Annotated in this window: 13 protein-coding genes and 1 pseudogene; 6 read left to right on the forward strand and 8 right to left on the reverse strand. The window is 69.9% G+C overall.

Annotation, left to right across the window (positions count from 1 at the left end; translation table 11 throughout):
- Nucleotides 1–91 precede the first annotated feature (91 nt).
- Nucleotides 92–1,264, forward strand: a complete 1,173-nt coding sequence (gene omp85 / locus FJV41_RS20615; protein ID WP_141644226.1) for an Omp85 family outer membrane protein — start codon at nucleotides 92–94, stop codon at nucleotides 1,262–1,264.
- A 59-nt stretch (nucleotides 1,265–1,323) separates the two neighbouring features.
- Here the strand turns inward: omp85 and FJV41_RS20620 are convergent, their stop codons facing one another.
- From FJV41_RS20620 to fni, 5 genes are read right to left on the reverse strand one after another with little or no spacing between them, the layout of a single operon-like run.
- Nucleotides 1,324–2,403, reverse strand: coding sequence for a mevalonate kinase family protein (locus FJV41_RS20620; RefSeq protein ID WP_141644227.1), 1,080 nt, complete (start codon nucleotides 2,401–2,403; stop codon nucleotides 1,324–1,326).
- Complete coding sequence (gene mvaD / locus FJV41_RS20625; protein WP_141644228.1) at nucleotides 2,403–3,389, reverse strand: diphosphomevalonate decarboxylase; 987 nt, start codon at nucleotides 3,387–3,389, stop codon at nucleotides 2,403–2,405. The genes FJV41_RS20620 and mvaD overlap by 1 nt, the downstream gene beginning before the upstream one ends.
- Nucleotides 3,390–3,397: 8 nt before the next feature.
- On the reverse strand, nucleotides 3,398–4,330 hold the full coding sequence (gene mvk / locus FJV41_RS20630; RefSeq protein WP_141644229.1) for a mevalonate kinase: 933 nt from the start codon (nucleotides 4,328–4,330) through the stop codon (nucleotides 3,398–3,400).
- A 5-nt stretch (nucleotides 4,331–4,335) separates the two neighbouring features.
- A complete protein-coding gene (locus tag FJV41_RS20635; RefSeq protein ID WP_141644230.1) occupies nucleotides 4,336–5,664 on the reverse strand; it encodes a hydroxymethylglutaryl-CoA reductase, degradative in 1,329 nt (442 codons plus the stop codon).
- Nucleotides 5,665–5,703: 39 nt separating this feature from the next.
- Entirely contained in the window at nucleotides 5,704–6,762 is a 1,059-nt protein-coding gene (fni, locus tag FJV41_RS20640; protein WP_141644231.1) for a type 2 isopentenyl-diphosphate Delta-isomerase, read from the reverse strand.
- Between the two features lie 163 nt (nucleotides 6,763–6,925).
- Here fni and FJV41_RS20645 point away from each other — a divergent pair, with 163 nt between their 5' ends.
- Complete coding sequence (locus FJV41_RS20645) at nucleotides 6,926–7,336, forward strand: hypothetical protein (protein WP_174485761.1); 411 nt, start codon at nucleotides 6,926–6,928, stop codon at nucleotides 7,334–7,336.
- A gap of 49 nt (nucleotides 7,337–7,385) precedes the next feature.
- Here FJV41_RS20645 and FJV41_RS20650 read toward each other — a convergent pair whose 3' ends face one another.
- Both FJV41_RS20650 and FJV41_RS20655 read right to left on the reverse strand, forming a co-directional pair.
- A complete protein-coding gene (locus tag FJV41_RS20650; protein WP_141644232.1) occupies nucleotides 7,386–9,824 on the reverse strand; it encodes a TonB-dependent receptor family protein in 2,439 nt (812 codons plus the stop codon).
- A gap of 132 nt (nucleotides 9,825–9,956) precedes the next feature.
- On the reverse strand, nucleotides 9,957–11,423 hold the full coding sequence (locus FJV41_RS20655; RefSeq protein ID WP_246137314.1) for an NHL repeat-containing protein: 1,467 nt from the start codon (nucleotides 11,421–11,423) through the stop codon (nucleotides 9,957–9,959).
- Between the two features lie 159 nt (nucleotides 11,424–11,582).
- Between FJV41_RS20655 and FJV41_RS20660 the strand changes: the two genes are divergently transcribed.
- From FJV41_RS20660 to FJV41_RS20670, 3 genes are all read left to right on the forward strand, one after another.
- Entirely contained in the window at nucleotides 11,583–12,806 is a 1,224-nt protein-coding gene (locus FJV41_RS20660; RefSeq protein ID WP_141644234.1) for an imelysin family protein, read from the forward strand.
- Nucleotides 12,799–14,232, forward strand: coding sequence for an HTTM domain-containing protein (locus tag FJV41_RS20665; RefSeq protein ID WP_141644235.1), 1,434 nt, complete (start codon nucleotides 12,799–12,801; stop codon nucleotides 14,230–14,232). The genes FJV41_RS20660 and FJV41_RS20665 overlap by 8 nt, the downstream gene beginning before the upstream one ends.
- A gap of 282 nt (nucleotides 14,233–14,514) precedes the next feature.
- The gene (locus FJV41_RS20670; protein ID WP_141644236.1) at nucleotides 14,515–15,501 is read left to right on the forward strand and encodes a zinc metalloprotease HtpX; all 987 of its coding nucleotides are present in this window, start codon (nucleotides 14,515–14,517) and stop codon (nucleotides 15,499–15,501) included.
- A 42-nt stretch (nucleotides 15,502–15,543) separates the two neighbouring features.
- On the opposite strand, the gene FJV41_RS20675 is transcribed toward FJV41_RS20670, so the two are convergent.
- Complete coding sequence (locus FJV41_RS20675; protein ID WP_141644237.1) at nucleotides 15,544–16,362, reverse strand: 2-oxo acid dehydrogenase subunit E2; 819 nt, start codon at nucleotides 16,360–16,362, stop codon at nucleotides 15,544–15,546.
- A 244-nt stretch (nucleotides 16,363–16,606) separates the two neighbouring features.
- On the opposite strand from FJV41_RS20675, the pseudogene FJV41_RS20680 reads away from it, so the two are divergent.
- Nucleotides 16,607–17,067, forward strand: a pseudogene (locus tag FJV41_RS20680) (cell envelope biogenesis protein TolA); the annotation flags it as partial.

A 17,067-nucleotide genomic window follows, 5' to 3' on the forward strand; every position in this document is an offset into this window, starting at 1 on the left:
CGAAGGCAGCCCTCCTGGAAAGCAGGCGGGCAGGTAGCGCCGTCCTTCAGTCGGGATGGATCCGACTCAGAGAGGCGTCACCACGGTCCCCATGATCATTCCCGCTGTCCTCCTCGCCCTCCTGAGTGCCGCTCCGGTGACGCCGCCTTCCCGGCCGGCGCCTGGGCTGGCTCCCGCGAAGACGGACTCCGGCTCGGACATCATCGCGCTGCCGATGATGACGTTCAGTTCGGACCACGGCATCAGCTACGGCGCCGTGGGCGGCATCTACCTGTACGGCCCCGGCAAGACGCCGTACGCGCACGGCATCGGTGCGCAGGTGCTCTTCAGCAGCCGAGGCGTGCAGAGCCACTACCTGCGCTACGACGGGCCGCGCCTCATCGGACCGCTTCGCCTGGAGGCCGGGCTCGAGTACCGCAGGGAGCTGCGCAGCCCCTTCTTCGGCGCGGGCAACCAGTCGGCGCCGGACTTCAAGGGTGACCTGGACAACGAGCGCTTCACGTTCGACAAGGGTTCGCCCGGCGCGTGGCTGCGCCTTCGTGGCCGGCCCTTCGGTCCCACGCATCCACTCCAGTCCTACGTGGGCTACGCGTGGCGCAACACGAGCGTGAGCGCGGAAGACCAGTCCATGCTGACGCAGCAGCAGCCCATCGGCATCGAGGGTGGCTCCACCGGCCAGCTCCTCGTGGGCGCGCTGTGGGACACGCGCGACGACGAGACGGACCCGCTGGAGGGCGGCGTGGAGGAGCTGGCGCTGCGCGTGTCAGGCCAGGCGACGGGCAGCCGCTATCAGTACGTGGGCATCACCTTGAGCGAGCGGCGATACCTGCGGCTGTCGTCACGGCTGACGCTGGCGCAGCGGCTCACGCTGGACATGCTCTTCGGCGACGTGCCGTTCTTCGAATGGAGCAACACGGGCGGCGTGAATGTGTCGGAGGGCATTGGCGGGATGAGCAGCGTGCGCGGCATCGAGCGCAACCGCTTCTCCGGCAACATCAAGGCGTTCAGCAACACGGAGCTGCGCTTCCAGGCCGCGCAGATGCAGGTGTTCGGCAAGAGCATGAAGGTGGGCGCGGTGATGTTCCTGGACCTGGGGCGCGTGTGGCACCCGGGCGTGACGGACGGGAAGTGGCACGAGTGGCACCCGGGCATCGGCGGAGGCCTGCGCCTCACCCGTCGCGCCGCCGTGGTGCGCATGGACTACGCCCGCTCCACCGAGACGGGCCGCCAGCGCATCTACATCACCTTCGGCCACATGTTCTGAACGGAGACGAGGCCCCGGGCTCGCTCGTGAGTGAGTGAGAGCCCGGGACGTCGCGTGACTCAGACGAGCGCGTCCACCCAGGCGCGCAGCCGCGCATCCACCTGCGTCTCGCCCCGGACGCCCTGCTCGGCCTCCAGCAGCAGGGTGTGGAAGCCGCGCGACTCCAGGCCCTTGCACAGCTCGGCGCGAGCCTCCGCGTCCGGTGCGAACAGGATGCAGCCGTCGCCGCCCCCCGCGCCGGACAGCTTGCCCACGCAGCCGTAGGCCGCCGCCATGGACAACACGCGGCGCATGCCCTCCGTCTCCAGCGGGCCCAGTTCCAACAGCAGCGCGTGCTGCGCCTTCACGGCCTCGGAGAAGCCCCGGAAGTCCCAGCCCGCGAGGCCGTCTTCCATCACCTGCCCCACCACGTTGGAGCGCTCGACGAAGGCCTGGCGCCCCGCCGCCTCCAGCCGCGCTTCCACCTGGCCAATCAGCACGCGCGTGGACGCGCTCTCACCCGTGAAGGCATACGCCATGGACACCCGGGGCACGGGCAGTCGCCACACGTCCACGGAGGCCGACTCCGTCAGCGCCGCGCTCAGCCGTCCGCCGTTGCTCGCGTCGACCAGGGGCGTCACGTCATAGCGCCGGTAGCGCAGCACGCCGCCCGCGAAGCTCGCCGCCACATCCCCACCGCTGCCCTTGCCGCCCTGCCCCTGCGTGTGCGCCAGCAACGCCAGCTTCAGCGCGTCGTAGCGCTCCTCCAGCACATAACGCGCGCTCTCGGCCGCCAGCACCGTCGCGCACGCGCTGCCACCCATGCCCAGCTTCTGCCCGTTGGGCCCCACGGCCGAGGGCGCCACCGCGAAGTCGAAGCCCTGGCTCGCGCGGCCGTGCGCGCGGAGCGCCTCGTCCAGCGTGCGCGCCACGAAGGAGAAGCCCGCGGGCACCTCGCGCTCCCAGCGCACGCCCCGAGGCGTCACGCTGCCGCCCAGCGACCCTTCCTCCAGGCAGACATGCACGCGCGCATCCTCGCGCCGCCGCACATAGGCCGCGGTGCGAGGCGCCACCGCCGCCACTCGCGCCACCCCGCCCCACAGCACCGCGTACTCGCCGGAGACGAACAGCTTGCCCGGTGCGGAGAGGGCGCGCTCCATCAGAACAGGTGCTCCTGCTTGAGCGCCGCGTCCCCGCCCGGCACGCAGCGAATCACGTCCAGCGCGCCACACGCGCGAGCCAGCGCCTCCGCCGCGACTTCGTTCGCCGCGTCCGTCAGCAGCACCGGGTTGGGGCCCGCGTCCAACGTGAACCAGACGGGGATGCCCTTCTTGCGGTGCTCGCGCAGGTGCTGGATGAGTCCCAGCGTCCCCGCGTTCAGGTAGCAGAGCGGCGGGTCGGCCGCGAGCGACGTGGAATGCATCCGCCACGCGTTGCGCTCACACAGCTCCCCCAGCGCCTGCAAGTCCCTCCGAGCGATGTGCGCGCGGGCTCGCGGCACTTCCTCTTCCGCGTCACGCACCCAGGCCGGGTAGTACGGGCTGGTCTCCACCGTCTGCTTCATCCCGTCGCGCGACTTCACGTCCTTCTCGCCCCGGTCCAGCACCGCCACCACCATGCGCAGGTCCGGCCAGTGCGCCGCGTCGAAGCGCTGCACCGCGAAACTGTCGTCTCCGTCCGGGCGCTCGCCGCGCTGCCACTCGCAGAAGCCACCCTCCACGCTGCGACACGCGGAGCCGCTGCCCAGTCGCGCCAGGATGCTCGCCGCCCTCGCGTCGGACGGCAGCCCCGCAGCCGCGCGTCCCGCGACAGCGAGCGCCGCGAAGCCCGCCGCGCTGCTCGCGAGCCCCGCCGCCATGGGGAAGTCTCCGCGCGAGACGACCTTCGCCGGCCCCAGCGCGTCCTTCGTCTGGGCGCGCACCGACTCCAGCAGGCGCAACACGCGCTCGCGCTCGCTGCCCTTGGACGTGTGGCCGTTGATCTCCACCGCGTCAGTCGGGACGCCGAACTCCACAGTCGTCGTCACCGACAGGGGCGACAGCGTCAGCGACAGGCTGGACTGGTGTGGAAGGATGAGCGCGTCGTCCCGCTTCCCCCAGTACTTCACGAGGGCGATGTTGGGATGCGCCAGGGCTGTGGCTTTCATGGGAACACTCACGGCGCTCGCGGACCCGCGAGCTGGCTGCTGAAGCAGCGCACACCGAGTCGGGTGAGCTGGACCACCGCGGCCTCCGGTTCGAGGAACAGACCGACCACGGCCCCACCATCCCCACCCGCTCCGGTGAGCTTGGCGCCCAGCGCCCCCAGGCCACGCAGTCGATACACCATCTCTTCCAGCGGCGGCGAGGACAGGCCCAGCGCCGCCAGCAGGCCCTGGTTGACGTTCATCGCATCACCCAGCGCCTCCAAGTCTCCGGCTTCCACCGCCTTCGCGCCTTCCGACGCCAGCCGCCCCATCTCCGTGAAGAGCCGCCGGTAGCGCTCGGGCCACCGCGCCTGCCGCTCCCGCAGCGCCGCCACCGTCTTCTTCGTGGGGCTGCGCTCACCCGCCAGCGCCACCACCACCTTGAGCGGACGGGGACTCTCCACCGTCCTGCCGCGCCCCACCGCCGCCGCGTTGGGCGTCCGGCGATAGAGCAACAGCCGCTCCTCCGCGCTGGTGGTGTGGTCCACCCCGGAAGGCGTGCCGTGGAACTCCTGCTCCATCTCCCACGCCACCCGCGCGGCCTCTCGCGGCGTGGCCTCCTTGCCCGCCGCCAGCAGCAACAGCCGCGCGCATGCCACGGACAGCGCGGCGGAGCTGCCCAGTCCCACGGACAGCGGCAGCTCCGGGTCCAACGACACCTTCACCGGAGGCTCGCCCACCAGCTTCGCCGCGCGCGCGAAGGCCAGGGTGAGCAGCGCCCGCTGTCCCCGGCTCAGCGTGGACGGCAAGGAGAGCTGACACTTCTTGGACGGCACGCCGCGAGCCTTCACGCCTTGCGACAGCGGACCCGCCAGCGCGGGGTGGCCGTACACGACGCTGTGCTCGCCCAGCAGGATGACCTTGCCGGCGCCGAACGTGGACAGGGAGGACTGGGTGGCCACGGCGCTCAGAGTGTCGTGCCAGTGGCGGCAGCGGCGTCCTCGGCGGACAGGCTGGCGAGAATCTCCCGGGCCTTCTCCACCTTGACGTGCCCCGCCTTCACCAGCAGGTCCGCGAGCTTCTCCACCCAGTCACCGCGCGCGCCCGCCGTCACCGCCACGCAGCGCGCGTGCAGCGCCATGTGGCCCTTCTGGATGCCAATGCTGCCCAGCGCCCGGAGCGCCGCGAAGTTCTGCGCCAACCCCACCGCCGCGAACACCATGGACAGCTCACGCACGCTCGAGGCGCGCAGGAGCTTGAGCGCCATCTGCACGCCGGGGTGCACCTTGATGGGGCCACCCACCAGGCCCAGCGCCATGGGCAGCTCGATGCGGCCCACCAGATGGCCTTCCTCCAGGTACCACGTCGACAGCGGGCGGTACTGACCGCCACGGCAGGCGAACGCGTGCGCGCCGGCTTCAATCGCGCGCCAGTCCTGCCCCGTGGCGATGGCCACCGAGTCGATGCCGTTCATCACGCCCTTGTTGTGCGTGGCCGCGCGGTACGGGTCCGCCTCCGCGAAGCGGCTGGCCTGGGCGATGCCCTCGGCGATGGTCTCACCGGGCATCTCGAAGTCGGCGAGCATCGCCAGGGGGATGCGGCACGTGGCGCGCGCCAGCCGGCGGTCCGCCAGGTTGGAGAGGATGCGCAGGTACACCTTGCCGCCGGTGATCTGCTCCACGAGCGGCGCCACGCCCTCCGCCACGGTGTTGATGAGGTTGGCCCCCATCGCCTCCTGCGTGTCGATGAGGATGTGCACCACGAGCAGCGGCTCGCCGCGCGGGCCCTCGGGGGCCGGCAACACGCGAACCTCCACGTCCTTCGCGCCGCCACCGCGCGCCACCATCGCGGGATGGAAGCTGTTGGCCAGGGCCAGCAGTTGCTCCTTGTGCGCCAGAATCTTCTGCGTGGCCTCGGTCGGGTCGCCGTAGCGCGTCACCTGGACCTGGCCAATCATCATCGACTCGTCGGCCTCGGCGATGAAGCCGCCCGCCTCGCGGACGATCTTCGCGGCGAACGACACCGCCGCCACCACCGACGGCTCCTCCACCGCCATGGGCACCAGGTAGTCGCGCCCGTTGACCTGGAGGTTGAGTCCCAACCCCAGCGGCAGGGAGAAGGTTCCCACCGCGTTTTCGATCATCTGGTTGGCCAGGACCGGCTGCAAAGCCTCCGTGCCGCGAAGCTGCTCCAGGTCCGCGGGCGAAAGCCGCAACATGCGAGCGAGCTGCGCGAGGCGCTCATCCATCGGCAGCTTGTGGAACCCGGAGAGCCGGGACGTCACCGTCTCAGACATGTTGAGTCTTCCCTCTTCCTGCGTCGACGCGCACGGCCGCTATAGCGCCGCAATCCAATCCTTCAACACTCCGGTCACCACCCGCGGCCGCTGCCTCAGCTCAGCGCAGCTTCTGCTTCCCGTGAGCACGAGCGCCTGTCGCAATCCCGACAGGATGACCGCCAGCGCCTGCTCCGCCGCCTCCACCCCACCCGCCTGTTGCGCCCGGAACAGCGGCAGCGCCATTCCGCCCAGGTCCGCGCCCAGCGCGAGCACCTTCGCCACTTCCAGCCCCGTCCTCACCCCGCCGCTGCCGACCAGCCGAACCTCCGGCCCCACGGCCGCGCGCACCGTCGCCACCGCGGCCGCCGTGGGAATTCCCCACGCGCTGAATTCCGCGCCCACCTGAGCTTGTACGCCCGTGGCCCGAAGTTGTTCCACGCGAACCCACGACGTGCCGCCCAGGCCGGAGACATCCAGGTTCCGGACCCCCAGCGCCACCAGCCGCCGGGCCACATCCGGGCCGATGCCACACCCGGTCTCCTTCACGAGCAGCCGGTCGCCGAAGGCCTTCACCAGCGCCCCCACCACGTCGTAGCCACCCCGGAAGTCCCGGTCGCCCTCGGGCTGGGTCAATTCCTGGCCCGCGTTGAGGTGCAACGCGATTCCGTCCGCGCCGATGTCCTCCATCAACCGCCGAACCCCGTCCACGCCCAGCCGCACCGCCTGATAGAGCCCGATGTTGCCCAGCAACGCCACCGTGGGCGCGACCTGCCGCACCTGGAAGGATGCGGCCCGCGAAACGTCCTCCGACATGGCACGCTGGCTTCCAACGCCAAACGCCAGACCATGTCGCTCAGCGAGCAATGCGAGGTCACGATTGACCGCGCCCGCGCGCTCGGTGCCGCCTGTCATTCCGGTGACGAGCAGCGGGTGGCGCAACTGCTTTCCAAGAAACGGAGTGGACAGGTCCACGTCCTCCACGGCCATCTCTGGCATGGCGCAGTGGACCAGGTGGACGTGCTCCAGGAGGGTGCTGTTTCCGCCCGGCTCGACGTCACCGGTGGCGCACAGGTCGAGGTGAGCGTCCTTGCGCCGCGCTGTGATGTCCTCGACCATGAGAGAAGCAGCCCGTCCCAAGTGCCCGTCAGGGCGTGTAAGTGCCCGATGGCTCGCGGGTTTCCTAGCAAGCGCAAGGGGACGGGCGCAAGCCAAAGGGCCCGAGCGGTTCGCCCTGGCGACTCAATGGACGGCTGAGGCTGCTGGACGGTATGAGGCCCGCATGAGCGCGCCCGCGTCATCCAAGGTGGTCATCTTCCTGCACAGCGGAGATTACGACCGGGTGCACCAGGGCCTGTCCATCGCCGCCGCGGCGACCGCGTCGGGACGCCGCGCGGAGGTGTATCTCTTCTGGTGGGCGCTCGAGCGCTTCTTGCGGGGCGCGCTGGATGAGCCCGACTTCGAGGGCCGCACGGACATCTCTGACCGCTTCGAATCACGAGGCATGCCCACGCTTCGCGCGCTGCTGGAGCACCTGACGGAGTCCGGGCTGTGCACGCTCGCTGGCTGCACGGGCTCGCTCGGAGCGCTGGGGGGCGAGTCGGAGACCGCGAAGAGCGGCATCGAGCTGTGGCTCGGCTGGAGCGCCATCCTCCAGCGCACCGCCGGCGTGACGGACCGCTTCTACCTCTGACCCTCCCGCGCCCCGGCCGGGTTCCTCCGGGGCATCGCGGGTCCCCGCGTCAGTGCGACAGCTTGAAGCCGAGAATCACCGTGCGGGGGGCGTTGGGGCGCGCGCCATAGGGACGACGGGAGACGATGTCCGCCGAGTCGAACACGTTGCGCGCGCTGAAGTAGAGCTGTCCCCAGCGGGAGAAGTTCCAGTTCGCGTTGACGTCGAACGTGAGCTGGGAGTCCGTCAGCTCGCCGGGCGCCGCCTCACCCTGCCCCGCCTTCTCGCGCATGCTGTCGATGTAGAGCGCGCTCAGGATGACGCCGCCCAGCGCGCCCTCCACGCCCACCGACGCGAAGACCTGGTGCCTGGGCACATAGGGCAGCTCGTCGCCGGCCTTCACGTCGCCGAACTGCGGATCCGCCGAGCGGAAGTCGGTGAGCAGCTCCGTGCGCGTGAAGGTGTAGGAAGCCGAGAGCGGAAACGTCACGCCGCCTCCGGGACGGAACGTCTTCTCCGCGAAGACCTCCAGTCCGTAGATGTGGGCCTGTCCCGCGTCCGTCTGTCGGTCCAGGTCGTCATCCACACAGCCGCTGGAGAAGGTGCAGATGGCGGTGAGGTTCGAGTAGTCGTTGAAGAAGCCGACGACCTCGAAGCGCTCGCCCCGACGCGTCCAGCGGGCGCCCGACTCGTAGTTGATGCTCTTCTCCGGCTTCACCGCGTCGGGCTGGCCCGGTGAGGGCGGCGAGAAGCCCCGATACGCGCCCGCGAAGAGGCCCAGGTTCGGCGTCAGCGCGCCATACGCGCCCAGGCCCGGCATCAGCACCTCGAGCGAGCCGTCCGTGTCCTCCCCCGTCATGCGGTCATACGAGCGGGAGCGGATGATCTCCAGGCGAACGCCCGGCGTGAGGACCAGCGGTCCCCAGGCGATGGCATCCGTCACGTGCAGCGCGAGGGCGTGGGTGGCGTCCTTGTTGTCGGCGGTGGTGGCCGTGGGCGCTCCAGCGGAGACGAGCTCGCCGCCCGCCATGAGGTACGCGTCCTCGGTGTGCTTGCGGTCGATGCTGTCGTAGTGGAAGCGCGCGCCGACCTCCAGGCTGTGGCTCAGCGGGCCCGTCGTCGTGGTCCACCGCGCGACGCTCTGGAGGCCCTGCGACACGAAGGTGCGGTCATTGGGGCCGATGAGCAACGTGTCCTGCGTCGACGACGTGTCGAGCTGGCCGGTGAGGACGCCGTAGTAGATGGAGTTGCGCGCGCTCGTCGGGTCCGCGAGCACGGTGGCGATGGCGGCGCCGCCAAAGCGGTTCACCTTGCGCCACACGCGCGCGAAGTCGTTGCGGTAGGCCGTGGTGGTGATGGCCAGCGAGCCGGCTTCCAGCACGTGACTGAGGGCCACCTGGGTGCGGTGCCACTTCATCCGGTCCAGCGCGCTGGCGACGTAGCGGCGCAGCGGGTTGGCGCGGAAGTCCGCGTCGGACAGGCCCAGGTACGTCTCGTTGGACAGCTCGTCGGAGTAGCCCAGCTTGAGGTTGAGGCTCTGGCGAATCTCCCCCTCGGTCACCAGGCGGTAGCGGGCCTTCGCCATCCACTCGTTGCGCCGGAAGCCCGTGGTGCCTCCACCGTCGAGCTCCTTGAAGCCATTGCTGCGCAGGTGGATGCCTTCCACCAGGAAGCCCGCGCGCTCGGTGCTCGCGCTGAAGACGCCGTGCGCCTTGCCGTACAGGTAGCCACCTCCGGCGATGTCCAGCCACGCGGACTCCGACGCGGAGATGTCGCGCGTGAGGAACTCCACGGAGCCCGCGACAGTCTGTGGACCATGCTGGATGGCCGAGGGGCCCTTGAGCACGCGCACCGACTGCATGCGGGTGACGAGCGGGAAGAAGTAGGCCGCGGGCGCGGAGTATGGCGCCGGGCCAAAGAGGACACCGTCCTCCAACAGGGTGACCTTCTTGCTGCGGTCCGGATTCACGCCGCGAAGGCCCACGTTCGGCCGAAGCCCGAAGCCGTCCTCGCCACGCGCGTAGACACCGGGCACGCTCATCAACACCGCGCTCGGGTCGTCCTTCTCGTAGCGCTCCAACTGCGCGGGCTTGAGGATGTGGACCGAGCCGCTCGTGCGCGTCTCCGAGGTCCCCACCACCACGCTCTCGAACTTCCGCTGCCCCGCCTCGGGCACCGCGTCCGGCGCGGTGGGCGCCTGTGCGGGCACGTCACCGGCCTGCACTGGAGCCAGCGGCGCGTCCTCCGGCGCCGAGGGTGTGGCCACCGACTCCGAAGGCACGGGCACGTCGACGAGGGGCTCTGGCTGAGAGGACGTCGATGGAAGCGCGGGCTCCTCGGCAGGTCCAACGGGCGATGGGGCCACCGGAGGAGCCGCCTCTGACGGAGTCGCAGCCTCGCTGGGAGCACCCGGCACGGACTGGGCGGCCGACGACGACACGAACCCCACCATGAGCACCGGAGCCGTCCAGCTCCGCGCCCGCCTCAGCCTGTCCTTGAACCATGCCATCTGCGAAGTACGCCCTTGTCTCGATGATGTGCGGTGGCACTGCGCCAGACGCCAGGAAGCCGGGGTGGCCGGGCCCATGAAGGGACCCGACTCCCCGGCTCCAGGACTGGGTGCTTCGAAACCGTGCTGCTACTACTTGTCGGCCGTGCCCGCGACGACGATCTTCCCGTCGGACTGCACGACGATGCCGCGCACGGCCTCCTCCGTCTTGCCGACGATGAAGTTGTGCTTCACGACGCCGCCCGTGCCGAACGTGGTGTCCAGCGCGCCAGCCGTCGTGTAACGCGCCACCACCATCTTGTTGTCGCCGCCCTCGGTGACGAAGCCCGCCACGTAGACGCGGTTGGACGCGTCGAAGGCCACGGACCAGAAGCGGTCATGGTCCGTCTCGGAGATGGGCGCCGCCTTGAAGACCTCGGTGCCCGAGCCGCCCACCGGGATGATGGCCAGCACGCCGTCGTCATCCTCGCTGCCACCGGCGCGGTAACCGGCCGCCGCCACCCAGTTGCCGTCCGCGGACTTCGCCACGCCGAAGAACGCCTGCTCCGGACGCTCGAAGTCGTACAGCTTGTAGCCCTCCGTGTTGAAGGTCGTGTCGCGGGCGCCGTTCTTGTCCAGCATGAACACCAGGGCGGAGATCTTCTGCGCCACCGGCGTCGCGCTGCCCACCGTGCACACGCGGTCGTCGTTCAGCACCAGCAGGTTGCGGCCGCGGTCGTTGTCGCTGACCAGGTCCAGCAGGGCGATGCCGTTCGACCCCCAATTCAGGTCGCGCTCGCCCGTCGCCGAGTACTTGAAGTTCACCACGTCCACCGTGCCGGAGGACGCGCTGCGGCCGTAGCCGGTGGTGACGTAGCTGCCGTCCCTGAACTGGCCCACCGCGTACGCCTCCGCCATGCCCCACTCGGGGTTGGTGGGGGGGTTGACAGCTCCGAACGGCGCGGAGTTGACCACGCCCTTCCAGCCGAAGGTGTTGTCCGCCTTGCCCGCGTCATCCAGGCGCAGCAGCACGATGCGGTTGGCCGCCTGCGTGCCCGCGCCCGTCGGCTGGCTGGTGTAGCCCGACGCGACAATCTTGCCGTCCGTCTGAACGATGCCGTGGCGCGCGCCGTCGCTCAGGTTGGAGACGTTGAGCGTGTACACGCCCTCGGTGCCGAACGTCGTGTCGCGGGCACCGTTGGCCGAGAAGCGCACCACCACGCGGTCCGCGTCGACGCGGTCACCCTCGCCACGGCGCGAGCCGAAGACGACGAGCCGGTTGGTCCCATCCGCCGCCAGACCCCACACGGCGTCCTTCGTTCCACCCGCCACGGTGCTCAGGTCCACGCGCGTCGTGCCACTGGCGCCGAACGTCGTGTCCAGGGTGCCGTCCGTGTTGAAGCGAGCCAGCGCGATGTCGGCGTCCGACACCGTCGTCACCGGGCCCGCGTCGGGCGTTCCGGAGTCGGGCGTGCCAGAGTCGGGCGTTCCGGAGTCAGGCGTGCCAGAGTCCGGCGTGTTCTGCGGGTCCTTCTCGTCGTCGTCGCCACAGGCGCTGCTGAACACCGCCAGTGCGAGCGAAAGGACCGCTACGCCCGCGAACGATTTACGCTGCTGCATCCCGCTCTTCATCGTATGCCCCTCTCCCTGCAATATTTCGTAACCTGCTAATGAAAATCGTTCTCAAAATCAGGGTGCGGCTCGTAAAACGGATCCACACGTGCTGTCAAGCGCGCGAGCATTGAGCACCCTGACTTCCCCGAGATGATCGAGACCCTCATGAAGACCCAGTCGCCGGGCCCCCTCCGCGCGCGCCGCACCAGCGCGCTCCTGATCCTCACCGCCCTGACCTGCCTTCCGGGCTGCAAGGAGTCCGACAAAGGCAAGGAGGACGCGGGACCGGGCGGCACGGACACGACGCGCGCGGACCTCCTGAGGGCGACGGGCGCCTGCGTGGAGAAGACGGCGCGGCAGTTCCTGGAGGCGAGCACCGCGCTGACGGGGGCGGTGTCGCGGTACTCGGGTCAGCCGGATGCCACGACACAGGCGGAGGCGCGCGCGGCGTTCCACGCGGCCATGGACGTGTGGCAGGTCGCGGAGGTCATGCAGGTGGGACCGGCGGCGCCTCGCAGCGCGGCGGGCGGCGCGGAGCTGCGCGACAACGTCTATTCGTGGCCCCTCGTGAGTCGGTGCGCCGTGGAGGAGCAGGTCGTCAGCAAGAGCTACGAGACGGCGGGTTTCCCGACGTCACTGGTAAGCCGGCGCGGGCTGTACGCACTGGAGTACCTGCTGTTCCACGAGGGAGAAGAGACGGCGTGTCAGAGCACCTCGCCCATCGTCGCGCAGGGTACCTGGGCGGCGCTGTCACCGACGGAGCGGGCAACGCGCAAGCGCGCCTATGCGCTCGCGGTGGCGCAGGACGTGAATCAGCGAGCGACGCAGTTGGTGAAGGCGTGGGCGGCGGACCAGGACAACTTCGCCAACACGTTGGCGTCCGCGGGCTCGGGCAACACGGTGTTCCCGACGAGCCAGGCCGCGCTCAACGCGGTGAGCGACGCGATGTTCTACTTCGAGCGCGAGGGCAAGGACCTGAAGCTGGCGCGCCCCCTGGGCATGCGGGAGTGCTCGACGGAATCGTGCCCTGAGCACTTCGAGTCGCAGTTCGCGAACCGCTCGAAGGCGAACCTGCGCGCCAATGTCCGGGGCTTCCGGCTGCTCGCGGAGGGCTGCGGTGAGGGTTACACGGGCACGGGCTTCGATGACGTGCTGGTGGCCGCGGGCGCGGAGGCGCTGGCCCAGAAGCTCCGTGAGCGAATCGTCGCCGCCGAGGCCACCTTCGCGACCATCGAGGAAGAGGACCTGAAGCAGGCGCTGGCCCAGGACAAGCCGTCCGTGCGCGCGCTCCATGACGCGTTCAAGGGCGTCACGGACGTGCTCAAGACTGAGCTCGTCACGGTGCTGGACCTGGAGCTGCCCCAGTCCGTCGAAGGGGACAATGACTGAGCAGGCCCTCGGCTCCCGAAACGAGCGCCTCTGGAAGCTGTTGCTGGCGCCGCGAGATATCGCGGCGCTGGCGGCGTTCCGGGTGGCGCTCGGGGTGCTCATCACCGTCTCGTCGATTCGCTTCCTCGCCTACGGCTGGGTGGACGTGCTGTTCGTGCGTCCCCGCTTCCACTTCACCTACTGGGGCTTCGACTGGGTGCCGGCGCTGCCCGCGCCGTGGATGCACCTGGTGTTCGCCGCGCTGGCGGTGCTGGGCGCGTTCCTCGCGGCGGGCCTGTTCTATCGGGCGACGGCCGTCCTGCTCTTCGTGGCCTTCACGTATGTGCAGCTCGTCGATGTCAGCAACTACCTGAACCACTACTACCTGGTGAGCCTGTTGCTCGGGCTGCTCGTCTTCGTGCCAGCGCACCGCGCGTTCTCCGTCGACGCATGGCGCAGGCCCGCGCTCCGGAGCGACACGCTGCCCGCGTGGTGCACGCTCTTGCTGCGCTTCCAGGTCACCGTCGTCTACGTGTTCGCCGGACTGGCGAAGCTCACCTCCGACTGGCTGGTGCACGCGCAGCCGCTCAACATCTGGCTGTCGGCCCGAACGAGCCTGCCGTGGGTGGGGCCCCTGCTGGAGCAGCGCTGGGTGGCCTATGCCGCGGCGTGGTCCGGCTTCCTCTTCGACACCACCATTGTCGCGTTCCTGTTGTCGCGCCGGCTGCGCCCATTCGCTTACGTCGTGGTCATCGTGTTCCACGCGGCCACCTCCGTGCTGTTCCCCATCGGGATGTTCCCCTTCATCATGGTGACGGCGGCGCTCGTATTCTTCGAGCCCTCCTGGCCCCGACGCATGGTGGCGCGACTGCGCGGACTGCCATGGCGCGATGCGGTCTCCTGGACTCCCCGCACCACGGGGCTCGCGTCGCCGGGATGGAAGGCCTGGGTGGCGCTCGGCGCGGCGGTGGCGTACGGCGTGGTGCAGCTTGCCGTCCCGCTGCGCACGCACCTGTACGGCGGCAACGTGCTCTGGCACGAGCAGGGCATGCGCTTCTCCTGGCGGGTGATGGCGCGGGAGAAGAATGGCAGCGTGACGTTCATCGTCCGCGCACCGGGCACGGGACGCGAGTGGCACGTCTCGCCAAGTGAGCACCTCACCCGCCTTCAGGAGCGGGAGATGTCCGTGCAGCCCGACCTCATCCTCCAGCTCGCCCGACACATCGCCCGCGACTTCGAGTCTCGAGGCCATGGCGCGGTGGAGGTGCGTGCGGATGTCCGCGTTTCGTTGAACGGGCGCTCCGCGGAGGTGCTCGTGGATCCAAACGTGGACCTGGCGCGAGAGCGGGATGGGCTCGCGCCCAAGGCGTGGATTCTCCCAGCGCCCGACTCACCGCCCATCCGGCTTCGCCCGACCATGCGCACCGCGCGCGTTGATTCGCCCTGACAACCTCGGGACGTGCTCGGCTCGCGGCGCGCCCACCGTCCCCGCGCAGGCTCGCCCGGCCCCCTGCCATTGGGCCGCGAGTTACGACACTTCCGGCCTCAAGAGGGCTCGCGAGCCCGCGCGGCGCGCTATCGGGCGACGGCTTGCCTGCTCCCCCGCCTTGCTTCCGAGCGGTGACGTAACCCCCTGGATTCATGGGCACCTCCAGGGGCTTTCGTTGACGAGCCGGCCCGCCTGTTTACGTTTCTGAAGCCCCTGAACGGGGGAAAGGAACGAGACGACATGGCACTCACTGGCACCCACGAAACTTCCCGGAACGGCGGCGGACGTCCGGCGCTGCACGGCGGCGGTGGGTGGCACCGCCTGGGCAACGCGCTCAAGACGACGGTGCTGCTCGCGGGCCTCACCGCGCTGGTGCTCGTCATCGGCCAGCGACTGGGCGGAGCCCAGGGTCTGATGTTCGCCGGCTTCTTCGCCGTGGTGATGAACTTCGGCTCCTACTGGTTCAGCGACAAGATCGCCCTGGCCATCCACGGCGCGAAGCCACTGCCCTATGAGCAGGCGCCGTGGCTGCATCAGATGGTGGAGCGACTGGCGACCCGCGCGGGAATGCCCAAGCCGAAGGTCTACATCCTGCCCACGCGCTCGCCGAACGCGTTCGCCACGGGCCGCAGCCCCAAACATGCGGCCGTCGCGGTGACGGCGGGCATCATGGACATCCTCGACCAGCGCGAGTTGGAGGGCGTGCTCGCGCATGAAATCGGGCACGTGCGCAACCGCGACACGCTCATCGGCACGGTGGCGGCCACGCTGGCCGGTATCATCAGCTACGCGGCGCAGATGCTCTTCTGGTTCGGCGGCTCCATGCTCAGCCGGAGCGATGACGACGAGGGCGGCCTCGGCGGCGCGTTCGCCAACCTGGGCCTGCTCCTCGTCGCCCCCATCGCCGCGACGCTGTTGCAGCTCGCCGTGAGCCGCTCGCGCGAATACGGCGCGGACGCGACGGGCGCCGAGCTGAGCGGGGATCCGGATGCGCTGGCGGATGCCCTGCTGAAGATGGAGCGCGGCGCGGAGGTGATGCCATACGACAGGGCGCCAGCAACGTCGCACCTGTTCATCGTCAACCCGCTGCACCGGGGCGGCGTCATGGCGCTGTTCTCCACCCACCCGCCCATTCCGGAGCGGGTGCGCCGGCTGCGCGCGATGAGCGCTCGAACCGGTGGCTCGCCTGCCCGTGGGGGCCGTGGCGGCTGGGAGTACGCGTACTGACGTGACGAACGGGCGCGGGGAGCACCCCATCGCTTCCCGCGCTCAGCCCCCCGAGGCCGCCGCGTCCGGCGGACCGAACGCCGCCTCGGGGTCCTCCAGCAGCTCCTTCAAGGTGTTGGCCAGCACGCCCGCGTGGAAGCCGTCGATGAAGCGATGGTCGATGGACGCGTTGAGGCTCATCACCTTTCCCACCACCACCTTCCCCTCCTCCACCACCGGCGTGTCGCGCACCGCGCCGGGCGCCAGGAACACTGGCACCCGCGTAAAGGGCACCAGGGGCAGATAGGCCGAGTCCAGGCCCAGCTCCCCCACGTCCGTGACGACCGCGGCGCCGAACGCATCCCTCGGCAGGCCGAAGCGGCCCAGGTCCAGGTTGAGCGTCACCGCCAGGAACGACACCCCACCGGTGAACAGCCGCATCAACGGCGCGGGCACCTTCTCCACCCACCGGAAGCCCCGTCGCACCCGCGCATCCTCGTGCGCCGCGTCCAGCGCGAGGACCAGGTCACGCAACCCGAGGCGATCCGCGTCCACCACCCGCACCGGCGCCCACCCCGACGCCGAGCGCAGGAGCGCGGACACGGTGATGCGCTGGCGCAGATAGATTCGGTGGAAGCGCAGCACCGCGTTGGCATCCGGGCAGCGCCGCAGCGCCTCCGCCAGCGCCTTGAGCACCAGGTGCGTCACGGTCAGCCGCAGGCCCGTGCTCCGCTGGAAGGCTTCCATGTAGGCCAGCGCCCGGTCCATGCGCACCGTCAGGGTGCCGTAGACGGTGGGGTCATACGCCGCCCCCCAGCTGCCGATGGCCAGCTTGCGGAAGCTCGACACGCGCTGCTTGGGTCTCAGCTCCAGGTGAGCCATGTCACACGTGCTCCTCGGGGCTCTTCGGGGCGGCGCAGCATCGCGGCTCCCGGCGGGGCGGGGAAGACCCCGTCTGGGCGAATGCCCTCCAAGGGAGTCTTCGATTTCGCACGTGCACCCTTCCTCCGAACAGGGCATGGAGGCGGGGTACAAGGGGGACGCACCCCCAGCGCACTCTTGACGGGCCCGCGCTGGAGGTTAGGCTGCCCCGCTTTTTGCATATCCCTCCCGTGGAGGTCGTCCCGTGGTTCCTTTGGTCATCGCCCTGGCAGTCGGGCTCGCCATCTCGCTGTATTTCAACCTCTTCGGCGGCGCGAAGCAGGCGGCGCTCCCGTCCTCTTCCTCCTCCTCCAACACGCCCCGCGTCGAGCTGGAAGCGGACCACAAGGCCGCGCGCGCCAGGGCGGAAGCGGAGCTGCAACGCAAGCAGAAGGAACTGGATGAGCAGCGAAACCAGCTCCAGGAAGTGAAGGATCAGCTCAAGCAGGCCAAGCGAAAGGTCTTCGAGCAGAAGGAGGGCGACAAGGGCTCTCAGGACCTGGCCAAGGCCCGCGCCGAGGTGGAGCGCAACGCGTCGCTGCAGTTGGAGCAGACCCGGCTGGAGCTCGCGCAGGTGCTGACCGAGAACCAGCGACTGAAGGCGGAGTCCGAGGGTGGTCGCGGCCGTCGCCGTGAGCCGCAGGCCCCCGCCCCGGTGTCCGCCGC

This window comes from Myxococcus llanfairpwllgwyngyllgogerychwyrndrobwllllantysiliogogogochensis (assembly GCF_006636215.1).
GTDB classification, from domain to species: domain Bacteria; phylum Myxococcota; class Myxococcia; order Myxococcales; family Myxococcaceae; genus Myxococcus; species Myxococcus llanfairpwllgwyngyllgogerychwyrndrobwllllantysiliogogogochensis.

Excerpts from the sequence above, each read along its gene's own strand:
- FJV41_RS20660 (WP_141644234.1), top strand. The coding sequence starts at position 11,583 with ATGAAGACCCAGTCGCCGGGCCCCCTCCGCGCGCGCCGCACCAGCGCG.
- FJV41_RS20655 (WP_246137314.1), bottom strand. The coding sequence starts at position 11,423 with ATGCAGCAGCGTAAATCGTTCGCGGGCGTAGCGGTCCTTTCGCTCGCA.
- mvaD (WP_141644228.1), bottom strand. The coding sequence starts at position 3,389 with ATGAAAGCCACAGCCCTGGCGCATCCCAACATCGCCCTCGTGAAGTAC.
- FJV41_RS20665 (WP_141644235.1), top strand. The coding sequence starts at position 12,799 with ATGACTGAGCAGGCCCTCGGCTCCCGAAACGAGCGCCTCTGGAAGCTG.
- FJV41_RS20650 (WP_141644232.1), bottom strand. The coding sequence starts at position 9,824 with ATGGCATGGTTCAAGGACAGGCTGAGGCGGGCGCGGAGCTGGACGGCT.
- FJV41_RS20620 (WP_141644227.1), bottom strand. The coding sequence starts at position 2,403 with ATGGAGCGCGCCCTCTCCGCACCGGGCAAGCTGTTCGTCTCCGGCGAG.
- fni (WP_141644231.1), bottom strand. The coding sequence starts at position 6,762 with ATGGTCGAGGACATCACAGCGCGGCGCAAGGACGCTCACCTCGACCTG.
- FJV41_RS20645 (WP_174485761.1), top strand. The coding sequence starts at position 6,926 with ATGAGCGCGCCCGCGTCATCCAAGGTGGTCATCTTCCTGCACAGCGGA.
- FJV41_RS20675 (WP_141644237.1), bottom strand. The coding sequence starts at position 16,362 with ATGGCTCACCTGGAGCTGAGACCCAAGCAGCGCGTGTCGAGCTTCCGC.
- FJV41_RS20635 (WP_141644230.1), bottom strand. The coding sequence starts at position 5,664 with ATGTCTGAGACGGTGACGTCCCGGCTCTCCGGGTTCCACAAGCTGCCG.
- FJV41_RS20670 (WP_141644236.1), top strand. The coding sequence starts at position 14,515 with ATGGCACTCACTGGCACCCACGAAACTTCCCGGAACGGCGGCGGACGT.
- omp85 (WP_141644226.1), top strand. The coding sequence starts at position 92 with ATGATCATTCCCGCTGTCCTCCTCGCCCTCCTGAGTGCCGCTCCGGTG.